Source organism: Streptomyces sp. 11x1 (assembly GCF_032598905.1).
Classification (GTDB): domain Bacteria; phylum Actinomycetota; class Actinomycetes; order Streptomycetales; family Streptomycetaceae; genus Streptomyces.
In genome coordinates this window covers 8,956,440-8,978,094 of record NZ_CP122458.1, presented here as the reverse complement: position 1 = coordinate 8,978,094, position 21,655 = coordinate 8,956,440, and the positions used below count along the sequence as shown (strand labels likewise).

Sequence of the window (21,655 nt, the reverse complement as noted above, 5' to 3'; positions counted from 1 at the left end):
CCCCCTGCTCCCCGGGCCGCACTGCGTCGGCTCCCCGGCACTTCCCGCCGCGCCCGCGTTACCCCGTTCCGGGGACGCGCCGGGCACGGCGGCACCGGTGTCAGCGTAGGCCTGCGACCCTGCCCCCTATGGCGCAGTGGGAACATTTCACCAATTCCGGGGACTCGACGGGCACGGCGGTCGCGGTCGGCGCGGTGGACACCGTCGTCCGCCGTATGCGTGCACTGGACGCGGTCCTTCCCGAGCGGGACGGAATCGCGGTCTTCAACGGGGTCTACCTCGCCGTCACGGAGGCCATCGGCCGGCGCCTGGACACCGGTCACTTCCCGGACGCCGAGGCCGCGATCACTCTGGACGTGCTCTTCGCCGAGCGGTATCTGAGCGTCGCCGAGGGCGGCCGCGCACCCGCGTGCTGGCGGCCGCTGCTGCAGTTCCGGCGTCATCCCGGGGTACGCCCGCTGCAGTTCGCCCTCTGCGGCATCAACGCGCACATCGGGCACGATCTCGCGCTGGCCGTCGTGGACAGCTGTCGTACGCTCGGCTGCGGACCAGCCGATCTGGAGGACGAGTTCGAGCAGGTGGGCGATGTCCTCGTCGCGTTGGAGGAACGTATCCGCGAGGAGCTGATGCCGGGTCCCGATCTGCTTCAGATCGCTGATCCGCTCACCCATCTGCTCGGCGCGTGGAGCCTGGAACGCGCCCGTGAGGCCAGCTGGTCGGCCGCCCGCGCGCTGTGGGCGCTGCGCGGACTCCCGGATCTCGCCGAGGAGTTCGCCCACCGGCTGGACGCGGCGGTGGGCCTGGCGGGCCGCATGCTGCTGACCCCGCTGCCCGAGCGAGCCGACTGGCCCCGAACCCGCTCCTAGCGTCTGTCGTTTGGATCACGGCGGCTTCGGGCGACGGCGCCTGACGGCTGCCGGTGAGCGGGGCTTGGTGCGTGCAGCTGCAAGGCGGAGGACGGCGTCAACGCGGAGCGTTGGCAACTGACGACAACGCGGCAGATGTGCTTACCAAGCCCCGCGGCCCAGGCGTGGTCCAAGCGACAGGCCCTGGGAGACCGCTGAAGATCTTGCTCTGGCCGCCCGACTCACCCTGGATTGCCGGTAAATGTCAATCGCCATCAAGCAGGGCAAGCCGGGCGCATTTTCAAGATCTTCAGGACGCTTCTAGTCCTCGGGGAGTTCGACGGGAGCGATCGTGTCGTAGAGGTCTCCCGGGCCGGGGTTGGTCGCGTCCGTGGTGCCGCCGAAGTGGTGCATGACACCCCAGACCGCGTTGAGCGCGGTCTGGATCGCGCCCTCCGCCCAGCCGGCCGTCCAGGAGATGTCGTCGCCGGCGAGGAAGATGCCCCGCTTGTCGTCGGGCAGCCGGTCCTGCATGAAGTGGGTGAACAGGCGCCGCTGGTAGCGGTAGTGGCCGGGCAGGTTCGCCTTGAACGCGCCCATGAAGTAGGGCTCGTTCTCCCAGGAGACGGTCACCGGGTTGCCGATGACGTGGCTGCGGACGTCGACGTTCGGGTAGATCTCGCCGAGCGATTTCAGCATGACCTCCATCCGCTCGTTCGCCGACAGTGGCAGCCACTTGAGGCTGTCGTCGCACCAGGTGTAGGAGAGGCAGATGACGGCGGGCTTGTCGGGGCCGTCGTCGAGGAGGTAGGTCCCGCGCGTCATCCGGTCGGTGAGCGTCATCGACATCACGTCCCGCCCGGTCGGATTTCCCCTGTCGTCGACGGCCTTGTCGAGCCAGAACGGCCGGTCCACGGGCACGAAGAGCTTGCTGGACTCCATGTAGTGGGTCCGCTCGATGGCCGTCCAGTGGTCGATCGGGAAGAGCGAGTCGTCACAGGCGATCTTCGACAGCAGCATCCAGGACTGGGCGGTGAAGATCGCCGCCCGGTACGTACGGATGTCACCGTTCGCGTCCGTCACCGTGATCCGGTTGCCGGCGGTCCGCTGCAGCCGGGTGACGGCGGGCCGCGGCTCCCCCTCGGCGTGCAGGGACCGCAAGGACGTCCCGAACGGCCAGTGCACGATCTTCTCGGGCTCACGCTCCCAGAGCCGCAGCGGGAGCTGCTGGCTGCCGCCCACGATGCCGCGGTGGTGGTCGTCGGCCTCGGTGTAGACGACGCGCAGGATCTCCAGGATGGAGTTGGGGAAGTCGGTGTCCCAGCCGCCGGTGCCGAAGCCGACCTGGCCGAAGATCTCGCGGTGCCGGAAGGACTTGAACGCCTCGGAGTCGCAGAGGAAGCCGTAGAAGGTCTGGTTGTCGAGCCGCTCGACGAGCTTCGCCCAGATCTCCCGGATGCGCGGCACGTCCCGCTCACGCAGCGCCCGGTTCATGTCGGAGAAGTCGGCGCCCTCTTCCAGGCAGGCCTTCCAGGCGGCGGCCACGTCCCGGTACACCTGCGGCAGATCGTCGATGGTCTCGGCGTAGTGGGACTCGCCCTTGAGGTCGACGACGGTCGACGGCGTGGCCTCCGCGAGGGGGTTGGGGAACGGCCGGGTCTCCAGACCCGCCAGGTCGATGTAGTGCTGGAGCGCCGTGGAGGACGGCGGGAAGCGCATGGCCCCCATCTCGGCGGTGAGCGACGGATCGCACCCGTCGAAACCGACCGTCCGCAGACGCCCGCCGATCCGGTCGGCCTCGTACACGACCGGCTTGAGCCCCATCTTCATCAGCTCGTACGCCGCCACGATGCCGGACAGCCCGCCGCCGATGACCGCGACCTCGGCCCCGTGCTCGGTGGCCGGTATCTGGCCCAGACCGGCCGGGTGGGCCAGGAAGTCGTCGTACGCGTACGGGAAGTCCGGGCCGAACATGGTGATCGGCGGCTGCTGCTCGTCTGCGTGCTCGACGGCGTTGGGCACGGTGGACGTCATGGGGTACGGACTCCTTGCGGTGAAGCGGGTGTTCGGGGTGGGGCGGGGGGGCGGGGCTCAGACGAGGGAGCCGTAGAGACCGGGGCGACGGTCCTGGAGATACGGGTTCGCCTCGCGGGAGGCCGCGACGAACGCGGGGTCGACCTCGGCGAGGACGAGGTCCTCCGCGCGTCCGGCGCGGGTGCGCGCGACCCCGTCCGGCCCGGCCAGTGTGGAGAGCCCGACGAACTCGAACTCCCCCTCGCGGCCGACCCGGTTGACGTAGGCGACGTACATCTGGTTCTCGAAGGCCCGCACCGGGATCATCGACTCGGCGACGAACTGGAAGGGATGCATCTGGGCCGTCGGCACCACCAGCAGATCGGTGCCGGCGAGCGCGTGTGCGCGGACGTTCTCCGGGAACTCCACGTCGTAGCAGATCAGGAGTCCGACGCGGAGCCCGCCCAGGTCGGCCTGGACGACGCTGCGCTCGCCGGGTGCGAAGTGGTCGCGCTCGAAGCAGCCGAAGAGATGCGTCTTGCGGTAGTTCGCCAGTCGGACGCCCTCGGCGGAGACGAGCTGCGCCGAGTTGAAGACGGCCTCACCGGCGCGCTCCGGGTACCCGTAGACGATCGCGACGCCGTGGCGTCCCGCGATCTCGGCGACCGCGTCGGCCGAGTCGCCGTCGGCCGCCTCGGCGAGCCGCGCGATGTCGTCGCCGATCGCGTACCCCGTCAGGAACATCTCCGGCGTCACCACCAGCCCCGCCCCGGCGTCGGCGGCCCGCCCCGCGGCCTCGTCGAGCACCTTCAGGTTCCCGACGACCGAGCCGGGCAGACCGGAGCTCTGGAGCAGGGCGGTACGCATGCGTGTTCCTCACCGGGACAAAGGGGTGTTCGGGGGCCAGAAAGGGGGCCAGAAAGACGGTACGGCCGCCGCGCCGACCCGGACAAGCGGCGGCCATTGCGCACCGAGGGACGATTCATTGCGTGGGTGCCGGCCCGCACGACGATTCGTTGCGCGCCTGAGAAAGGGCGCCACCCGCGCCCCTTGAGGGGCGCGGGGAACTGCGCGATCAGCCACAATGCACCCGCAGCCGCCCACGCGCCCCGCGCTCTACGCGCCTCTTCGCCCCACCAACACACCCGCCGTCACGAGATACGGCACCGCGAACACGGCGAACACCACCCCGTGCGCATACCCCGCCGCCCCGATCACCGCGTACGCGGCGAAGACGGCGACCGTCGCCGTCTCGGTCCCCATGCTCGCGACGGACGTCACCGTCGCCCGCCGAGCCGCGTCGATCCGGTCCTGCAACCTCGCGTCGGCGAGCACGTTGACCAGCTGGAAGCCCCCGAAGGCGACGGCCACCAGAGCGATGCCGGCCGGTGTCCCCAGCAGCGCCCCCACGGCCAGCGCGACCGCCGAGCCCGCGAGCACCGACCCCAGCCGGGCCGTGCCCCACCGCTCCCCCAGGCCGGTCAGCAGGCTGCCGATCGCCGGCCCCACCCAGATCACCAGCAGCAGGTACGGAACCGTCTGCTCGGCCACCCCGGTGTCCCGGACCAGCAGCGGCGTGTACTCGTCGAGCGCGCCCCAGACCGCCCCGACGGCCGGCACGAGAAGCATCGCGCCCCGTACGGACCGGTCCCGGCGGACCTCGGTGAGCCCCGCCCGCAGGGTGGCGAGGGTGGAGTCGTGCTTCGGCCCCGGCACCGCTTCCCGGTGTTCGGGGAACCGCGTGGCCGTCACCGAGGTCAGCACACAGGCCAGGATGCTCGCCGTGCCCACGGCCGGGTAGCCGCCGAGGTCGAGGACCGGACCGGCGAACCCCATCGCGGCCATCACGGCGACCATGCCGACCGCCTGGGCCCGGCCGACGACCCGCGCGTACCGGTCGGCGGCGCCCAGCCGGTCGAACTCGTCGTAGACCAGCGCTTCCAGCGCACCGGAACCGAGCGCGCCGCGCACTCCCCACAGGACGAACCCGAGAGCGAAGGCCCAGTACGAGGGAACGATCACCCACAGGGCGAAGCCGACGGCGGTGAGCAGCGGCCCCGCCCACAGCAGCAGTCGCCGGGAGACGGCGTCGGCCCAGGCACCGGAGGGCACCTCCAGCACGATCCCGGTGACGGACCACAGGGCGAACAGGGAGGAGATCTGCCAGATCGACAGGCCGGTGTCGCTGAACAGCAGCGCGTACACCGGGTAGAGCAGCACGAAGTCGTCGAGGAACGCGTAGGCGTACAGCGTGGCCGTGAGCCGCCGGACACCGGTGGTCGCGTCACCGGGCGCACGCGCGGGTGAGAGAGTCATGAGGCCTTCCCGAGGGAGCGGATCGGACGTCGTCGGTACGGCGTCCGAGGCGGTCCTCGGGAGGCGCGGCTGGTGGATCAATGTCGCCAGGTCATGGCACCGATGCTAGCCCGGCCGCACCTTCCGGCCCAGGGGTTATCGGGGATCGCGCCCGGCGTCCGGCTGCGGCTGCGGCTGCGGCTCCAGCGCGAACGTGGTGATCACCGCGGCGTGGTCCGACGGCCAGTCGTTGTCCTCGACGTCCGGCCACGGGCGGGGGGTGCCGCTGACATGGGTCCGGGAGTCGAGCACCGCGAGGCCCCGGTGCAGGACGAAGTCGATCCGGTCCTGCGGCTCGGGCCGGCCGCTGCCGTCCTCGTGTTCGACGTGGATCGGCGACCAGGTGTGGCCGGGCTGCCGCACGGGGTCGGGGTGGGCCTCGCGGTAGGAGTCGCGCAGTCCGTCCGCCTCGGCGGCCCTGGTCACCGGCCAGTCGACGTCCGGCCGGTCGAGGTGCGAGGGGCTGTTGAAGTCACCGACCAGCACGACGGGCACGGCGGGCGCGGTGTCGTCGAGCCGGCGCAGACAGTCCCGCAGCTGGGCCAGCCGCACCTCCTCGTGGGCGATCAGCTCGGCGGCCGGCAGCCCGTCGAAGGCGGCCTCGTAGGGTCCGTACGGCTGGTAGTCGAGGTGGACCGTCCAGATGTCGACCTCGGCGCCGGTGTCGGTCCTGATACGGACGCCGGCGGCCCCGTAGAAGCCGACGTCGGGGTCACCGAGGCGGGCCGTGATCGGGTGGCGGCTGATGATGCCGAGGTTGTCGCCGGCCCGGTGGTGGTGCCAGCCGAGGGCGTCGGCGAGTTCCTGGGCGGCGGTGCCGTACGTCTCCTGGAGGCCGACCACGTCGACACCGGTCTCGGTGATCACCTTGAGCTGCTTGGCGCGATGGTCGCGGACCTTGGTGCCGCCGTACCAGAGGTTCCAGGTCATCACGCGCAGGGCGGGTCCGTCGGGCGCGACCAGCAGCCGCAGGCTCGCCGGTGTCACGGCCTCCAGGCTCTCCCGTACGGTCCGGCCCGGGGCCTCCTCGATGGGGGCGAGCGAGGGAACGGCGAGGACCACGCATCCGGCGGCCTCTGCCGAGGTGACCCCGGTGCTGGTGTCCTCGACGGCGACGCAGGCGGCGGGGTCGACACCGAGGGCGTGACAGGCGGCGAGGTAGGGGTCGGGGGCGGGCTTGGTGTGCTCGGTGTCGTCGGCGGTGACGGAGACGGCGAACAGGTCTCGGCCGAGGACGTCGAGGACGGTGTCGGCGACGGCACGCGGTGACGCGGTGACCAGGGCGGTGGGGACGCCCTCGCGGGCCAGGGCCCGCAGCAGCTCCAGCGCGCCCGGGCGGGGCACGATCCCGGTGCGGACCCGTTCGGCGAACTCCCGGTGCAGTTCGGCGGCGAGCGTGTCCCCGTCGGCGCCGGTGAGGGCGGCCAGCCAGCCGGCGGTGTGCTCGACGGGGCGGCCCAGTACGTCGGGCTGGTCGGCCTCGGTCAGCGCGCGTCCGAGGCCGACGGCCACCTCTGCGACCGCCTCCCACCACAGCCGCTCGGTGTCGACGAGCGTGCCGTCCATGTCGAACAGGGCGGCCTGGAGCGGGGATCGGGACACGGGACTCTCTTTCCGTGGGGGTGTGTCGGGACTGCGGGTCCCGCCGTGGGGAAGCGGGCGCCCGTGTCTCAGCGGGTGGGCCGGGCCGCGACGAGTACCGGCCGCTCGGGGAGGCTGACCGTCACGGAGCTCCCGGCGCCGAGGGCCGCCGCCTCGTGGGTGGGCAGGTCGGCCTTGACCTCGGTTCCGTCGGCGAGCCGTACGGTGAGGCGGGTGGCGGCGCCGAGGAACGCGGTGGCGACGACCCGGGCGTCCCCGATGTCGTCCGCCCGTACGCCGACCGCCTCCGGCCGTACCAGGACGTCCACGTCCGCGGTGTCCGGAGCCGTGCCGTCCACGGGGAGCCGACGGCCGAGGACCTCGACGGTGGTGCCGTCGAGCCGGCCCGGGATCCGGCTCATCGTGCCGACGAACTCGGCGACGAAGGCGGTGGCCGGGCGGCCGTACAACTCCACCGGGGTGGCGCACTGTTCGAGGCGTCCGGCGTGCATCACCGCGACCCGGTCGGCCATGGACAGGGCCTCCTCCTGGTCGTGCGTCACGAAGAGGGTGGTGATGCCCAGCTCCTGCTGGAGCCGGCGGATCTCCTCGCGGAGGGTGAGCCGCACCTTGGCGTCGAGGGCGGAGAGCGGTTCGTCGAGCAGCAGCACACGGGGCCGCAGGGCGAGCGCCCGGGCGAGGGCGACGCGCTGCTGCTGGCCGCCGGAGAGCTGGTGGGGATACTGGGCGCCCTTGTCGGCGAGGCCCACGAGATCGAGCAACTCGGCCGCCCGGGACCGCCGTTCTGCCGTGCGCACCTTGCGCATACGCAGGCCGAAGGCCACGTTGTCGAGGGCGCTGAGGTGCGGGAAGAGGCTGTACGACTGGAAGACCATCCCGGCGTCGCGCCGGTGGGCCGGGACGCGGGTGACGTCCTCCCCGTCGACCAGCACCTCGCCGGCGTCGGGGTGTTCGAAGCCGGCAAGCATCCGCAGGGCGGTGGTCTTGCCGCAGCCGGAGGGGCCGAGCAGGGCGAGCAGTTCGCCGGGGCGGACGGCCAGGTCGAGGCCGTCGAGGGCGACGGTGGCGCCGAACTCCCGGCGCAGGCCCCGGAATTCGACGGTGGCGGCGGTGTCGGTAGCGGATTTCTCAAGATTCTCGAGCACGGTCATGGTTCATCCCCCGGAGGCGGAAGCGGTTCGGGTACGTCCGCCGAAGGAGGCGAGCGCGAGGAGCATGGCCCAGGTGACGAGCAGGCTGAGCACCGAGACGGCCACGGACAGCTGGGCCTGCGAGCCGCTGACGTTGACGATCCACACGGCGAACGGCCGGAAGCCGAGCAGTTGGGCGACGGTGAACTCGCCGAGCACGAGCGCCAGGGTGAGGAAGGCGGAGTTGAGCAGCGCCCCACGCAGATTGGGCAGCACGGCCCGCACCAGAGCCTGCGGCCAGCTCGCCCCGCAGCTGCGGGCGGCCTCCACGAGGGTGCGGACGTCCATGGCGCGCAGCCCCGCGTCCAGAGCGCGGTGCACGAAGGGCAGCGCCATCACGACGTAGGCAAGGACCAGGACCACGGGGAAGTCGGGGTTCTGGACCGCGACGAAGGTCTGGAACAGCGGGGTCCTGGAGAGGTGTTCGGGCCCCCACTTGAGCACGGTGCCGAGGCCGGCGACGAACGCGATCGGCGGCACCACCAGCGGCAGGGCGCACACCACCTCGACGACGGGCCGCAGTCGGGGGGCGCCGAGCCTCAGCGCGACCATGGCGGGCACCATCAGCAGCAGCACGACGGCGATGGTCGCGGCGGCCAGTTCCAGCGAGAGCAGCAGACTGGTCACGAAGCCGTCGGTGCTCAGGATCCGCGTGTAGGCGTCGAAGGTGACGCCCTCGCCGGGCACGTCGACCGTGAAGATCACGGAGGCGGCGAGCGGGACGAGGAAGTACAGCCCGGCACAGGCGAACACCAGCGGACGCCACAGGGCCGGGCGGCGCGACGCCGGTCGCGCCGGGTTCAGGCCAGCCATCGCGCACTCCGTCGTTGCAGGGGCAGGTAGACGGCCATGACCAGTCCGGCGATCAGGACCATGTCGAGGCTGAGGGCGAGCGCCACGTTCTCCTGGCCGACCAGGACGTTGCCGGAGATGGCGTCGGCGATCTGCAGGGTGACCAGCGGGATGGAGCTGCCCACCATGGCGGCGGCGGTGGCGTACGCGGCGAAGGCGCTGCCGAAGAGCAGCACCAGCCCGCCGAGCAGTGAGGGCGCGAGCACGGGCAGGGCCACGTGGATCCAGTACTGAATGCCGGTGGCGCCGTTGTTCTGGGCGGCCTCCCGCCACTGGACGCGTAGTCCGTCGAGGGCGGGGGTGATGGTGAGGACCATCAGCGGGATCAGGAAGTACAGGTAGACGATGACCAGTCCCCAGAAGCTGTAGAGGTCCCAGCCCTTGTCCGTGAGACCCAACTGCCTGGTCAGCACACCGGAGTTGCCGAGAGTGGCGACGAACGCGAAGGCGAGCGGGACTCCCCCGAAGTTGGCGAGCACCCCGGAGGCGGTGAGCACGGCCTCGCGCAGCGCCGGGAAGCGGGAGGTCACCACGGCCTGGGCGAGCGGCAGCCCCAGGACGGCGGCGAGGCCCGCCGAGACGGCGGAGAGTTTCACACTGCCGAGCATGGCCGTGAAGTAGGCCCCCTGCACGGAGGCCGTCATGTTCGCCGTGGTGTACGACGTGGCGCCCGTGGCCGGGTCCTTCACGGTGAACGCGCCGTTCAGCATGGCGACGGCGGGCAGTCCGAAGGCGACCGCGACGAAGGCCAGCAGCGGGAGCACGGCGAGCCAGCCGCCGGGGCGTGGCCGCCGCTTCACGGAAGCGGCGGCCACGAGTGCCGGGTCGGCCTCGGTGACGACGGCGGTCACCCGGAGACCGCCTTGGCCCAGCCCTGCGCGAGCGCGTCCTTGGCCTTGGTCTGCTGCTCCTCGGTCGGGAACTCGGGGGTGCCCGACACCTTCGGCAGCTTGGCGGCGGCCGTCTCGTCCAGCGTGCCGGCCTTCTCCATGGCGAGCATCAGGGCCGGGCGGGCGTAGCCGGCGAGCCACAGGTTCTGGCCCTCGGCGCTGTAGAGGTACTCCTGCCAGAGCCGGGCGGTCGCCGGGTGCGGGGCGTCCTTGTTGATGGCCTGGGAGTAGTACTGCGAGAACTTGCCGTCCTCCGGGACGACGACCTTCCAGTCGACGCCCTTGGACTTGAACTCGTCGGCGTACCCGGCGTTCAGGTAGTCCCAGTCGATGCTGATGGGAGTCTCGCCCTTCTCGACGGTCGCGGGGGTCGACTCGACGGGCGTGTAGTTGCCGTTCTTCTTCAGCTTGGCGAAGAAGTCGAGGCCGGGCTGGATGTCGTCGAACGAACCGCCGCTCGCCAGCGATGCCGCCCAGACGCCGCCGAAGGCCGAACCGGACTTGGTGGGGTTGCCGTTGAGGGCGACCTGCCCCTTGTACTTCGGTTCCAGCAGGTCGGCGAAGCTCTCCGGGCACTCCTTGACCCGCTTGGCGTCGCACCCGATGGATATGTAGCCGCCGTAGTCGTTGTACCACTGGCCCTTCGGGTCCTTCTGACCCTCGGGGATGTCGTCGAACGCGGCCACCTTGTACGGCGCGAGCAGCCCCTGCTGGGCGGCGCTGATGGCGAAGGAGCTGCCGAGGTCGAGCACGTCGGGCGCGCGGTCCTGTCCCTTGCGCGAGGTGACGGCGTTGATCTCGTCCTGGCTGGCGCCGTCCGGGTTCTCGACCTCGATCTTGATGCCGTACTTCTTCTCGAAGCCGTCGATCAGCGCGCCGTAGTTGGCCCAGTCACGGGGCAGGGCGATCGCGTTGAGCTTGCCCTCCCGCTTGGCGGCGGCGATCAGCTGGTCCATGCCACCGAAGTCCTCGGCCGAGGTCGCTTTGGCCGCGTTGACGCCGTCGCCGCTGGTGGTGGTCTCGGGTGCCGCGCCACAGGCGCTGAGGGTGAGGACGGCGGCTGCGAGGGCGCCACCGATGACGACGGTTCTCGGCGGGAAGAGGTTCACGAGCTCTCCAGGGGTACGCGCAGGGACGATCTGGGTGGAGCACTTGTCTGAACAAGTTGGCCTCATTAGGTCCGCGCTTCATATCACGCACGTAAACAGCGGCGAAATACTCGTGCACGTTTTCCGGCACAATCCCTGCCCGGAGGTCACGTTCGGCACCCCCTTCCCCACCTCGTTAGGCTGGTCGTGCTGCGCACAGCGGGCGACCGGACGAGCGGAGGGGGACCATGGCGGCGCGACACGAGGAGATCGCCGAGGCACTGCGGCGGGCGATCGACCGTGAGGAGTACACGGTGGGCAGTCTGCTGCCGCCGGAGACCGAACTCGCGGCCCGCTACGGCGTCTCACGCGGCACGGTCCGCCAGGCCGTGGCGACCCTGACCGCCGAGGGCCTCATCGGCTCACGCCAGGGTGCCCGCCGGGTGGTGCTGGCCGGCCGCCGCAGCCAGAGCTTCGCGGAGCTGCGCAGCTTCGCCCAGTGGGCGCGCGCGATGGGCCGCGAGGCCACGGGCCGGGTGATCACGCAGGAGTACCGGACGGCCACCGCCGAGGACCGCGTGCGCCTCCAGCTCGCCCCGGGCGCGCAGGTTCTGCACGTGCTGCGGCTGCGGGGCCTGGACGGGCAGCCCGTCCTGCTGGAGCGCACGGTCTACGCCGACTGGATCTCCCCGGCCGTCGAGCCCATCGAGGAGGACTGTCCCTCGGTGACCCAGCGCCTGCTCGACGACACGGGCCTGGTCTTCGCCTACGGGGAGCACGTCATCGACGCCGTGGCGGCCGGCGCCCGGGACGCCGAACTCCTCACCGTGCGCCGCACGAGCCCTCTCCTGCGGGTCCGGCGGGTCACCACCACCCGCGAGGGCCGCCCGGTGGAGTGGTCCGACGACCGCTACCGCCCGGACGCGGTGAGCTTCAGCATCCACAACTCGATCGGCAACAACGCCCTGGCGAGAAAAACCGCGGAGTGACGTGTGAACCCCGGCCACCTTCAAGGGGCGCGGGAAACTGCGCGAACAACCCCCACGCACCCGCGCCCGCCGACGAACCGCCCACCCCGAGCTCTCAGGCGGGCGACCCGGAAGAAAACCGCCGCAGCAAAGGAGAAAGGACGAGCACCGACTTGGTCCGCTCGACGAACGGCTCCCCGGCGATCCGCTCCAACACCCGCTCGAAGTGCCGCATATCGGAAGCGAACACCTGCACCACGGCATCGGCCTCACCGGTGACCGTCGATGCGGCCACCACCTCCTGATACCGCTCCAGCCCCCGTTGGATCGTCTCCGGCGAGGTGTTGCGCCGGCAGTAGATCTCGACGAACCCCTCGGTCTCCCACCCGAGCGCGGCAGGATCCACCCGGACGGTGAATCCGGTGATCGCCCCGGTCGCCCGCAGCCGGTCCACCCGCCGCTTCACCGCGGGCGCGGAGAGCCCCACGAGTTGGCCGATGTCGGAGTAGGAGCGGCGGGCGTCCTCGGCGAGGGCGTGCACGATGCGTTCGTCGAGATCGTTCAGCACAGCGGGTGGATCACTTCTCTGGGGTAGACGGGGACGAGGGAGACGCGGGATCGAGGGAGTCGCGAGTCGCGATAGCCGTAAGTCAACGTACCTGGGACTGAAGTCCCGGGCTTGCACAACGGGCGCCACTGGCTGTGGTGCTGCGCTTGCGTCCGGTCCCGCCCTCGGGTGTCGGGGGTGGGTCTGGGGCGGTTGACTGCGCCCCGCGTCGCCACAACTCTTCCGCGCGGGCGCAGATGTTGCGGGAGCTGTTGCGGTCTGTGTGATCAACGAATCCGCAGGACCGGCACGCGAACCAGGCCTGGGAGACCCGGTTCGCCTTGTCGATGTGACCGCATTCGGCGCAGGTGCGGGATGTGTACGCCGGATCGACGTACACCACCGGCACCCCTGCCCTGCGGGCCTTGTACGCGATGAACTGCCCCAACTGGGCGAAGGCCCAGCTGGAGTGGGCGGCCCGTTGGGGCTTGCGAAGCCGTACCCGTTCGCGGATGCCCGTCAGGTCCTCCAGGGCTATACCGCGTCCGGTGCGTTCTGCCTCGGCCACCACATGTTTCGCGATCTTGTGGTTGATGTCTTTGGCCCGCCGTGCTTCCTTGCGCCCGCGCTTCTTCAGCCGACGCCTGGCGGAGGGGGTGTCCTTCTTCTGCAGTTTTGTGCGCAGGGCGCGCTCGCGCAGCCGCCCCCGATTCAGGGCCCGCCCTGCCATGATCTGGCCGTCGGAGGTGGTGGCGATGTTCACGATCCCCAGGTCGATGCCGAGGAAGCCGTCCGGGCCGATGTTCAGGGGCGCTTCGGGGATTTCGCAGGTGGCGTTTAGGAACCACATGCCGTCCCGGTACAGCAGGTCGGACTCGCCCTTGCGGTACAGGGCGAGGCGGGCGAGCTGTTCCGGGGAGGTGGTGAACGCCACGCCCTTCACCCGCCCCGACAACGTCCAGATGGAGATGGTGCGGTCCGGGATCTGCCAGGACAGCATCCGGTCGTCATAGGGCTGCGCGCCCTCGGACCGGAACGCGATCGGCTTCTCCGTGGCCCGCCGGTACCGCTTGGACCACGGCTTGCCGAGGTTCCCGGCCTTCGCATTCGCCGCCAGCGTGCGATAGGCGTCACAGGTCTTCTTGATGACGTGCTGGGCGGCCTGCGCGCCCAGCCCCCACCGCTGCCTGATCTTGGAGTAGGTGTGCTCGCGCAGCGCGAAGGTCCGCTTCACATCCTCGACGAAGGCGACCTCCGACGCCCAGGACGCCGCCTCGTTGCAGGCGCGCAGGGTCGCCTCAAGCGCCTCCGCCTGTACGGACGTCGGCAACAGCTTGACCTGCACCACCTGCTTCATGGCGCCCGAACCTACCCAGCCTTCCGCACGCACAGACGACTTCCGCACACCCGTCCCACCATCCAGCGACCTGCAGACCGCACGTTCGACACCCCCCGGCTCCGCCGGACAGCCCCACGGGCGCTCCGTCCCCGAACTCCCGGACGCCGCGACGCTCCGCGTCGCCACCACACGATGCGATTCCTCCCAGGCGTAAGCGCTAGGGGTCTCTCGCAAGGATCTCGCTGAAGTAGAACACGAGCCCCACGGCTCCCCTCATCCAGACGCAGAACCCGAATCCCAGCGCGGGCAGCACCGGAGACAGCGGCCTGCTCGACAGAGTCGCCTGTGGGCGAACGCGGGTGTCTCGTTCCCCGGTGGGTGTGCTCCTTGCGGGAAACCCTCGAGCGAGCCCGTGCCGAGCCCTCGCCCGCCGACACACCGCTTCCCGGATCCGAAGGCGCCCTAACTCCAGCTGGCGTGCAGAGGCTTGCCCTCCGCGTACCCCGCAGCGCTCTGCACCCCGACGACCGCCCGCTCGGCGAACTCCTCCAACGACCCGGCCCCCGCGTAGGTGCAGGAGGACCGCACCCCCGCGATCACCGAGTCGATCAGGTCCTCGACCCCCGGCCGCGCCGGGTCCAGGAACATCCGCGACGTCGAGATGCCCTCCTCGAACAGCGCCTTGCGCGCCCGGTCGTACGCCGACTCCTCGCTCGTCCGGTTACGGACGGCCCGCGCGGACGCCATCCCGTACGACTCCTTGTACAGCCGCCCGCCGGCGTCCTGCTGGAGGTCGCCGGGCGACTCGTACGTCCCCGCGAACCACGACCCGATCATCACGTTGGACGCGCCCGCGGCCAGCGCCATGGCGACATCGCGGGGGTGGCGCACGCCGCCGTCGGCCCACACGTGCTTGCCGTACTTCTTCGCCTCGGCCGCGCACTCCAGGACGGCGGAGAACTGCGGGCGCCCGACCCCGGTCATCATGCGGGTCGTGCACATCGCGCCGGGCCCGACACCGACCTTGATGATGTCCGCGCCGGCCTCGATCAGGTCCCGCACGCCCTCGGCGGCGACGATGTTGCCCGCCACGATCGGCACCCGGGGGTCGAGATCGCGCACCAGCTTGATCGCGGTGATCATCGACTCCTGGTGGCCGTGCGCGGTGTCGATGACGAGCGTGTCGACGCCCGCGTCGAGCAACTGCTTGGCCTTGCCCACGAAGTCGCCGTTGACGCCGACGGCGGCGGCGACCCTCAGCTTGCCGTTCGCGTCGACGGCGGGACTGTACAGCGTGGCGCGGAGCGCGCCCTTGCAGGTCAGGATGCCCGCGAGACGGCCGTCCCGGTCGACGGCGGGCGCGTACCGGCGGTTGGCCGCGTCGAGCCGGTTGAAGGCCTCACGGGGGTCGATGTCGGCGTCGAGGAGCAACAGGTCCCGGGACATGACGACTTCGAGCTGGGTGAAGCGGTCGACACCGGTGAGATCCGTGTCGGTGACGACGCCGACGGGCCGGAGCCCCTCGTCGACGACGACGCCCGCGTTGTGCGCGCGCTTCGGCAGCAGGGCCAGCGCGTCGGCGACCGTCTGGTGGGGGTTGAGCACGATCGGGGTGTCGAGGACGAGGTGGCGGCTCTTCACCCAGGAGATGACGTCGGTGACGACCTCGATCGGGATGTCCTGCGGGATGACCACCAGGCCACCGCGGCGGGCGACCGTCTCGGCCATCCGGCGGCCGGCGATGGCGGTCATGTTGGCGACGACGAGCGGGATGGTGGTGCCCGTGCCGTCCGGGGAGGCCAGGTCCACGCCCTGCCGCGATCCGACGGCGCTACGGCTCGGGACCATGAAGACGTCGTCGTACGTCAGGTCGTACGCGGGCTGGATGTCATTGAGGAAACGCACGTGCCGCACATCCCAGTGGTTCAGAGGTGACCCCCTGACAGGACCGCCAGGGGGAAGAGCACGTACCTCATTGTCCCATGTCGGCGGGTATGAGCGGCCCCGACGGATCCTCCAGAGGGGCCTCGGGCGGCCTAGGAGGATCCTCCGAGAGCGCAGTCTCCACGCATCCCGTACTCACCGAAAGCCCACCCGCCCCGTCAGGGGCACGGGGAACCGCGCGACCAGCCACAGCGGAGCCGCGGCTATCCACCGGCCCCAGTCCCCCACTCGCCCTTCCCCCGGCCCGGCGGAGCGCTACACCCCGTCCGGGTCCGCCCGGTTGAGCGCCGGACGCGGTGTCTGGCCGGCTGTCAGCAGAGAGTCCGCGGCCGAGGTGTCCGTGACGAGGCTGGTCACCAGCCCCGAACGCAGCACGGCGTCGATCGCGGCCGCCTTGCGCTGCCCGCCCGCGATCGCGACGACCTCGGGGATACGGCGGAGCTGGTCGGCCTTGACCGTGATGCACCGCTCGCCGAGGTCGCGCCCGACCCGGCGGCCGTCGGCGTCGAAGAGGTGCGCCGACATCTCGGCGGCGACCCCGAGGGAGGCGTAGTGCCCCCGCTCCTCGTCGCTGAGCATGTCGTGCACGGTGGAGATGCCCGCCTCCCAGGAGCCGATGGAGACACAGGCGACCGTGACCTTGTCGAAGTACTCGAAGGCCCGCGCGATCCCGGTCTGATGGCGCAGCGCGGCCGCGGTGGCCGCGTCCGGCAGCAGCATCGGCGCGTAGATGGGGTGGGCGTCGCCGCCGGACACCTGGGCGGCCCGCCGCACCGCCTCGACCGAGCCGCGCTCGGCGGTCCCGGCGTCGTACACGCCCGTCAGCTGCACCACCGTGCAGGGCGGCAGCCGGTCCAGGGCGGCCGCCATGTGGATGGTGGAGCGGCCCCAGGCGAGGCCGAGGACATCGCCCTCGTTGACCAGTTCACCGAGCAGGTCCGCGGCGACCTCGCCGAGGTTCTCCGGGTCGGGGGACTCCTCGGCGTCGGCCGGGGACTCGACGACCACGGCGTGCCGCAAGCCGTACCGGGCCCGCAGCGCGTCGGAACGCTCCGCGTCCAGCTCCGCCGGGACACGGATCTCGATCCGTACGAGATCCCGCTCGAGGGCGGTCTCCAGGACCCGGGCCACCTTGAAGCGGCTCACACCGAACTCCTCGGCGATCTGGATCTTGGACTTGCCCTCGAGGTAGAAACGGCGTGCCATGGCCGCCGCCTGAACCAGCTCAGCGGGTCCCATCCGCATGGCTGACCGGCCCGCCGACATACCCGACACGGTCATCTCCTCACTGCTCTTCACACATGGATACGCCGTTCATCCTTGCAGATCCGACGTTTTCGATCAGCCCGAAGGAACGCCGTTCACGTTTCCTTGGCCCTCTGGACGCACGACGTGCCCCGCCGGCCTCGGCGTTCGCCCGGGCGTTCCTCCGTAATTCAGTGGCCGCAGGCCCGGCATTCAGTGGCCGCAGGCCCAGCCCGCGGTCGTCGTCGCGGCCTCCGCCTGGGCCCGCAGCGCGCGGACCGCCTCGGCCGGGTCCTGCGCCCCGTAGACCGCGGAACCGGCGACGAAGACGTCCGCGCCGGCCTCGGCGCAGCGCTCGATGGTGGACGCGGCGACCCCGCCGTCGACCTGGAGCCACAGGTCGAGGCCGTGCTTGCTGATCAACTCGCGGGTCCGGCGGATCTTCGGGAGCATGATGTCGAGAAAGGCCTGGCCTCCGAAGCCCGGTTCGACCGTCATGATCAGCACCATGTCGAGTTCGGGCAGCAGGTCCTCGAACGGTTCGATCGGCGTCGCGGGCTTGAGCGCCATGGAGGCCCTGGCCCCCTTGGCCCGGATCTCGCGGGCGAGCCGCACCGGTGCGGCGGCGGCCTCCACGTGGAAGGTGACGGAACCGGCACCCGCTTCCACGTACTGGGGCGCCCACCGATCGGGGGCCTCGATCATCAGATGGCAGTCCAGCGGCGTCTCCGTCGCACGGGCCAGGGATTCTACGACCGGCACACCGAGCGTGAGGTTCGGGACGAAATGGTTGTCCATCACGTCTACATGGAGCCAGTCGGCTCCCTCGACCGCCTTCGCCTCGTCGGCGAGACGGGCGAAGTCGGCGGACAGGATGCTGGGGTTGATCTGCGCGGCCATGGGCCAAGACTGCCATGCCCTCCAGGGGTTGCGGGCATCGGTCCGGGGTGTAGACCGTGGTTCGTCGGCCGCGGGCCCGTCGTGGTCGCTCGCGCCGACGCGGCGAAGCCGCAGATGTCACTGTCCCGCGCCCCTGAGAGGGCGCGGTCGTGGAGGTCGGTATGACAGGGAACCTCGGCATCGGGCACCTCGTCTGCGGCCGGCGGGCCAAGTGGGTCGTGCTGGGACTGTGGCTGGTGGTGCTGTTCGTGGTCGCGCCGTTCGCCACGAAGCTCACCGACGCCCAGGACAACGACGCCGCCTCCTGGCTGCCGGGCTCGGCCGAGTCGACCCAGGTCCTGGAGATCTCCGAGGACTTCCGGCCGGAACAGATACCGGCGGTCGTGGTCTACGCCCGGGAGAGCGGTCTGACCGCCGAGGACCGGGCGACGATCGAGGCGGACGTACGGGAGCTCAAGCAGCTGACCGCCCACAAGATCATCGGCGACCAGACCCGTGGTCCCGTCTACGACCGCGCGGTCGACCCGAGGGCCGCCCAGGTCTACGTGCCGATCACGATGGACGAGAAGGGCTGGGAGCGGATCGCGCCGGCGGTGGACTCGATCCGGGACGACGTGGGTGAGGGCGGCGACGGACTCGCCGTGCACATCACGGGTCCGGGCGGCACGTCCGCCGACTTCTCCGAGGCGTTCGAGGGCATCGACTCCACCCTGCTGCTCTCGGCGATGGCCGTCGTCATCGTGATGCTGCTGCTCACCTACCGCAGTCCGACCCTCCTCCTGGTGCCGCTCCTCGCGGTCGTCGCGGCCCTGTTCACGGCCCAGGCCCTGATCTATCTGCTCGCGGAACACGCCGGCTTGACCGTGAACGGCCAGAGCGCGGGCATCCTCACCGTCCTCGTCTTCGGCGCTGGCACCGACTACGCACTCCTGCTCGTGGCCCGCTACCGCGAGGAGCTGCGCCGTCACGAGGACCGCCACGAGGCGATGGCCCTCGCCCTGCACCGGGCGGGCCCGGCGGTGCTGGCGTCCGGCGCGACGGTCGTGCTGAGCATGCTGGTGCTGCTGGCGGCCGAGATGAACTCCACGAGCGGTCTGGGTCCGGTGGCGGCCATCGGTGTGGCGATCGCACTGCTCGCGATGCTGACCCTGTTCCCCGCCCTGCTGGTGATCTTCGGCCGCTGGATCTTCTGGCCGGTGATCCCGCACCTCGGCACCCCCGACCCGACCGAGCGGGGTGTGTGGGCCCGGATGGGCCACCGTTTCTCCCGCCGCCCCCGCACGGTCTGGGTGGCGACGGCGGCCGCCCTCGCGCTGTGCTCACTGGGCCTGATCCAACTGCGCGCGGAAGGCATCAGCAACGCGGACGCCTTCACCGGCAAACCGGACTCGATCGTCGGCCAGGAGGTCTCCGCGCGCTACTTCCCCGCGGGTAGCGGCGATCCGCTCGTGATCATCAGCAACCAGGAGCAGGCCCGGGAGGTGGGCCGGGTCGTCGCCGACACGGAAGGCGTCGTGCCGGACTCGCTCGGCCTGCCGCCCGGCACGAAACCCGCCCACGACGGCCGGGTCCTCTTCGAAGCGACCATGTCCGACCCGGCCGACAGTGAGGCGGCGAAGCAGACCGTGGAGCGGGTCCGGGACGCCGTGCACGCCGTACCGGACGCCGACGCCCAGGTGGGCGGCGGTACGGCGGCCCTGCTGGACATGGACGAGGCGACCACCCACGACAACATCCTGATCATCCCGCTGGTGCTGGTCGTGGTCCTGCTGATCCTCTGTGCCCTGCTCCGCGCCCTGATCGCCCCGCTCCTGCTGATCGGGACGGTGATCCTGTCCTTCGCCGCCGCGCTGGGCATCAGCGCGCTCGCGTTCAGACACCTCTTCGACTACGCGGGCGAGTCGACCGACTTCCCGTTGTTCGTCTTCGTGTTCCTGGTCGCCCTGGGCATCGACTACAACATCTTCCTGACCACCCGCATCCGCGAGGAGGCCACCCACCAGGGCACCCGCAAGGCCGTGGTGACCGGCCTGGCGACGACCGGCGCGGTGATCACCTCGGCCGGCCTGGTCCTCGCCGGCACCTTCGCCGCCCTCGGCACGCTCCCGATGGTCGCCTTCGCCGAGATCGGCTTCGCGGTCGCCCTGGGCGTGCTCCTGGACACCTTCATCGTCCGCTCCGTGCTGGTCACGGCCCTGTTCCTGGATGTCGGCCCGAAGGTGTGGTGGCCGCACCGGCTGGCCCGGGAGGACGGCGGAACACCGCCACCGCCGCCGAAGGAACCGGTGGGCAGCGCCGCGGGGCCGGACGGCTGACAGGCAGGGCGGAGCGTCACGCGACCCGGCGGATGAGGGCCAGGTACATGGCGTCCGTCCCGTGCAGATGGGGCCACAGCTGGATGTCGGGCCCCTCGCCCAGCGCCGGTACGCCCTCCAGCAGGGGCCGCGCGTCGATCAGGTCGGCCGCGTCGCCGTAACTCTTGAGCACGTCGTCGACGACCGCGCGGGTCTCGGCGAGGTGCGGCGAGCAGGTCGCGTAGCCGACGACTCCGCCGACCCGCACGGACTCCAGCGCGGTCCGCAGCAGCGCCCGCTGGAGCGGGGCGAACCCGTCCAGGTCCTCGGGCCTCCGCCGCCAACGGGCTTCGGGGCGCCGCCGCAAGGCTCCCAGCCCCGTGCAGGGCACGTCCATCAGCACCCGGTCGAACGCCCCCTGTCGCCAGGGCGGGCGGGTTCCGTCAGCGGCGATCACCTGGTACGGCCCGGGATTGCCGTCCAGTGCCTTGGCGACCAGTCCGGCCCGGTGCGGCTGCTTCTCGGAGGCGAGCAGCACGGCCCCGCGCTCGGCGGCGAGGGCGGCGAGCAGCGCGGCCTTGCCGCCGGGCCCGGCACACCCGTCGAGCCAAGCCTTGTCCGGACCCTCCAAGGGCGCGTTGGCGAGAGCGAGCGCCACCAACTGACTGCCCTCGTCCTGCACCCCCGCACGGCCTTCCCGTACGGCGTCCACGGCACCCGGCTCCCCGCCCTCGGAGAGCCGCACGGCGTACGGCGACCAGCGCCCCGCCACCGCGGACTCCTCCCGGAGCAGTTCCTCGGCGGTGGACCGTCCGGGCCTGGCGACGAGCGTGACCTCGGGCCGCTCGTTGTCGGCCTCCAACAGCTCCTCGATGCCGGCCCGCCCGCCGCCGAGGGAGTCCCACAGGGCGGAGACGACCCAGCGGGGGTGCGAATGCACGACCGCGAGGTGGTCCTCCGGGTCGTCCTCGTAGGGCGGCGCGACCCGCTCCAGCCAGCCGTCGAGGTCGTGCCGCGCCACCTTGCGCAGCACGGCGTTCACGAACTTGGCCCGTCCGTCGCCGAGCACGACGCGCGCGAGGTCGACGGAGGCGGACACGGCGGCGTGCGTCGGGATCCGGGTGCCCAGCAGCTGGTGCACACCGAGGCTGAGCACATCGAGCACCGGCGGGTCGACCTCACGCAACGGCCGGTCGACGCACTCCGCGATGACCGCGTCGTACGTCCCCTGCCGCCGCAGCGTCCCGTACACCAGCTCGGTCGCCAGCGCCGCGTCCCGCCCGTCGAACTTGACGGGCCCCTCCTTCTCCCGCGCCCGGCGCAGCAGCGGCGGCAGGACGAGGTTCGCGTACGCGTCCCGTTCGTCCACAGCCCGGAGCGCCTCGAAGGCGAGCATACGGACGGGGTCCTTCTGGGGACGGCGGTACGGCTTGCCCGGCTTGCCCGGACGGGACTGCTCACTCACGAAAAAGGTGCTCCGGATACGGGACGAGACATCACGGCCAGGGTACGCCGGGGGCGCGGGCCACCGGGCGTCGGCCGCGGAGACCTGCGGTCGGGGCGGCCACCAGCCCGGCGGAATC

At 71.2% G+C, this 21,655-nt stretch carries 17 protein-coding genes; 3 read left to right on the top strand and 14 right to left on the bottom strand.

Annotated elements, in window-relative coordinates:
- Positions 1 to 128 precede the first annotated feature (128 nt).
- Complete coding sequence (locus P8T65_RS39495; RefSeq protein WP_316730180.1) at positions 129 to 866, top strand: DUF5995 family protein; 738 nt, start codon at positions 129 to 131, stop codon at positions 864 to 866.
- Between the two features lie 300 nt (positions 867 to 1,166).
- Here the strand turns inward: P8T65_RS39495 and P8T65_RS39490 are convergent, their stop codons facing one another.
- The 8 genes from P8T65_RS39490 to P8T65_RS39455 form a co-directional block, all read right to left on the bottom strand.
- Positions 1,167 to 2,879, bottom strand: a complete 1,713-nt coding sequence (locus P8T65_RS39490; RefSeq protein ID WP_316730178.1) for an NAD(P)/FAD-dependent oxidoreductase — start codon at positions 2,877 to 2,879, stop codon at positions 1,167 to 1,169.
- 57 nt (positions 2,880 to 2,936) lie between these two features.
- Complete coding sequence (locus tag P8T65_RS39485) at positions 2,937 to 3,725, bottom strand: carbon-nitrogen hydrolase family protein (RefSeq protein WP_316730176.1); 789 nt, start codon at positions 3,723 to 3,725, stop codon at positions 2,937 to 2,939.
- Between the two features lie 249 nt (positions 3,726 to 3,974).
- On the bottom strand, positions 3,975 to 5,174 hold the full coding sequence (locus P8T65_RS39480; protein ID WP_316730175.1) for an MFS transporter: 1,200 nt from the start codon (positions 5,172 to 5,174) through the stop codon (positions 3,975 to 3,977).
- Positions 5,175 to 5,309: 135 nt separating this feature from the next.
- A complete protein-coding gene (locus P8T65_RS39475; RefSeq protein ID WP_316730173.1) occupies positions 5,310 to 6,815 on the bottom strand; it encodes an HAD-IA family hydrolase in 1,506 nt (501 codons plus the stop codon).
- 68 nt (positions 6,816 to 6,883) lie between these two features.
- On the bottom strand, positions 6,884 to 7,966 hold the full coding sequence (locus P8T65_RS39470) for an ABC transporter ATP-binding protein (RefSeq protein ID WP_316730171.1): 1,083 nt from the start codon (positions 7,964 to 7,966) through the stop codon (positions 6,884 to 6,886).
- Between the two features lie 3 nt (positions 7,967 to 7,969).
- Positions 7,970 to 8,818: an ABC transporter permease subunit gene (locus tag P8T65_RS39465; RefSeq protein ID WP_184896431.1), complete on the bottom strand. Its 849-nt coding sequence runs from the start codon at positions 8,816 to 8,818 to the stop codon at positions 7,970 to 7,972.
- Positions 8,806 to 9,708 carry an ABC transporter permease subunit gene (locus P8T65_RS39460; protein ID WP_316730169.1) on the bottom strand — a complete coding sequence of 301 codons (903 nt, stop codon included), beginning with the start codon at positions 9,706 to 9,708 and terminating at the stop codon, positions 8,806 to 8,808. Before P8T65_RS39460 ends, P8T65_RS39465 begins: the two co-directional genes overlap by 13 nt.
- The gene (locus P8T65_RS39455) at positions 9,705 to 10,856 is read right to left on the bottom strand and encodes an extracellular solute-binding protein (protein WP_316730167.1); all 1,152 of its coding nucleotides are present in this window, start codon (positions 10,854 to 10,856) and stop codon (positions 9,705 to 9,707) included. Before P8T65_RS39455 ends, P8T65_RS39460 begins: the two co-directional genes overlap by 4 nt.
- Positions 10,857 to 11,083: 227 nt before the next feature.
- On the opposite strand from P8T65_RS39455, the gene P8T65_RS39450 reads away from it, so the two are divergent.
- A complete protein-coding gene (locus tag P8T65_RS39450; RefSeq protein WP_316730166.1) occupies positions 11,084 to 11,824 on the top strand; it encodes a GntR family transcriptional regulator in 741 nt (246 codons plus the stop codon).
- Positions 11,825 to 11,918: 94 nt separating this feature from the next.
- On the opposite strand, the gene P8T65_RS39445 is transcribed toward P8T65_RS39450, so the two are convergent.
- The 5 genes from P8T65_RS39445 to rpe all read right to left on the bottom strand — a co-directional run bounded on the left by P8T65_RS39445 (position 11,919) and on the right by rpe (position 17,778).
- Positions 11,919 to 12,371 (bottom strand): Lrp/AsnC family transcriptional regulator, encoded by a 453-nt coding sequence (locus tag P8T65_RS39445; RefSeq protein WP_045557267.1) that lies wholly within the window; start codon positions 12,369 to 12,371, stop codon positions 11,919 to 11,921.
- Positions 12,372 to 12,453: 82 nt separating this feature from the next.
- Positions 12,454 to 13,707 (bottom strand): transposase, encoded by a 1,254-nt coding sequence (locus tag P8T65_RS39440; RefSeq protein ID WP_316730164.1) that lies wholly within the window; start codon positions 13,705 to 13,707, stop codon positions 12,454 to 12,456.
- Positions 13,708 to 14,151: 444 nt separating this feature from the next.
- Positions 14,152 to 15,594, bottom strand: a complete 1,443-nt coding sequence (locus P8T65_RS39435; RefSeq protein ID WP_316730163.1) for a GuaB1 family IMP dehydrogenase-related protein — start codon at positions 15,592 to 15,594, stop codon at positions 14,152 to 14,154.
- 294 nt (positions 15,595 to 15,888) lie between these two features.
- Complete coding sequence (locus tag P8T65_RS39430; RefSeq protein ID WP_215451002.1) at positions 15,889 to 16,932, bottom strand: sugar-binding transcriptional regulator; 1,044 nt, start codon at positions 16,930 to 16,932, stop codon at positions 15,889 to 15,891.
- Positions 16,933 to 17,091: 159 nt separating this feature from the next.
- On the bottom strand, positions 17,092 to 17,778 hold the full coding sequence (gene rpe, locus P8T65_RS39425) for a ribulose-phosphate 3-epimerase (protein ID WP_316730161.1): 687 nt from the start codon (positions 17,776 to 17,778) through the stop codon (positions 17,092 to 17,094).
- Between the two features lie 161 nt (positions 17,779 to 17,939).
- Here rpe and P8T65_RS39420 point away from each other — a divergent pair, with 161 nt between their 5' ends.
- Entirely contained in the window at positions 17,940 to 20,093 is a 2,154-nt protein-coding gene (locus tag P8T65_RS39420; protein WP_316730160.1) for an MMPL family transporter, read from the top strand.
- 16 nt (positions 20,094 to 20,109) lie between these two features.
- On the opposite strand, the gene P8T65_RS39415 is transcribed toward P8T65_RS39420, so the two are convergent.
- Positions 20,110 to 21,537, bottom strand: coding sequence for a transcription antitermination factor NusB (locus tag P8T65_RS39415; RefSeq protein ID WP_316730159.1), 1,428 nt, complete (start codon positions 21,535 to 21,537; stop codon positions 20,110 to 20,112).
- Positions 21,538 to 21,655 lie beyond the last annotated feature (118 nt).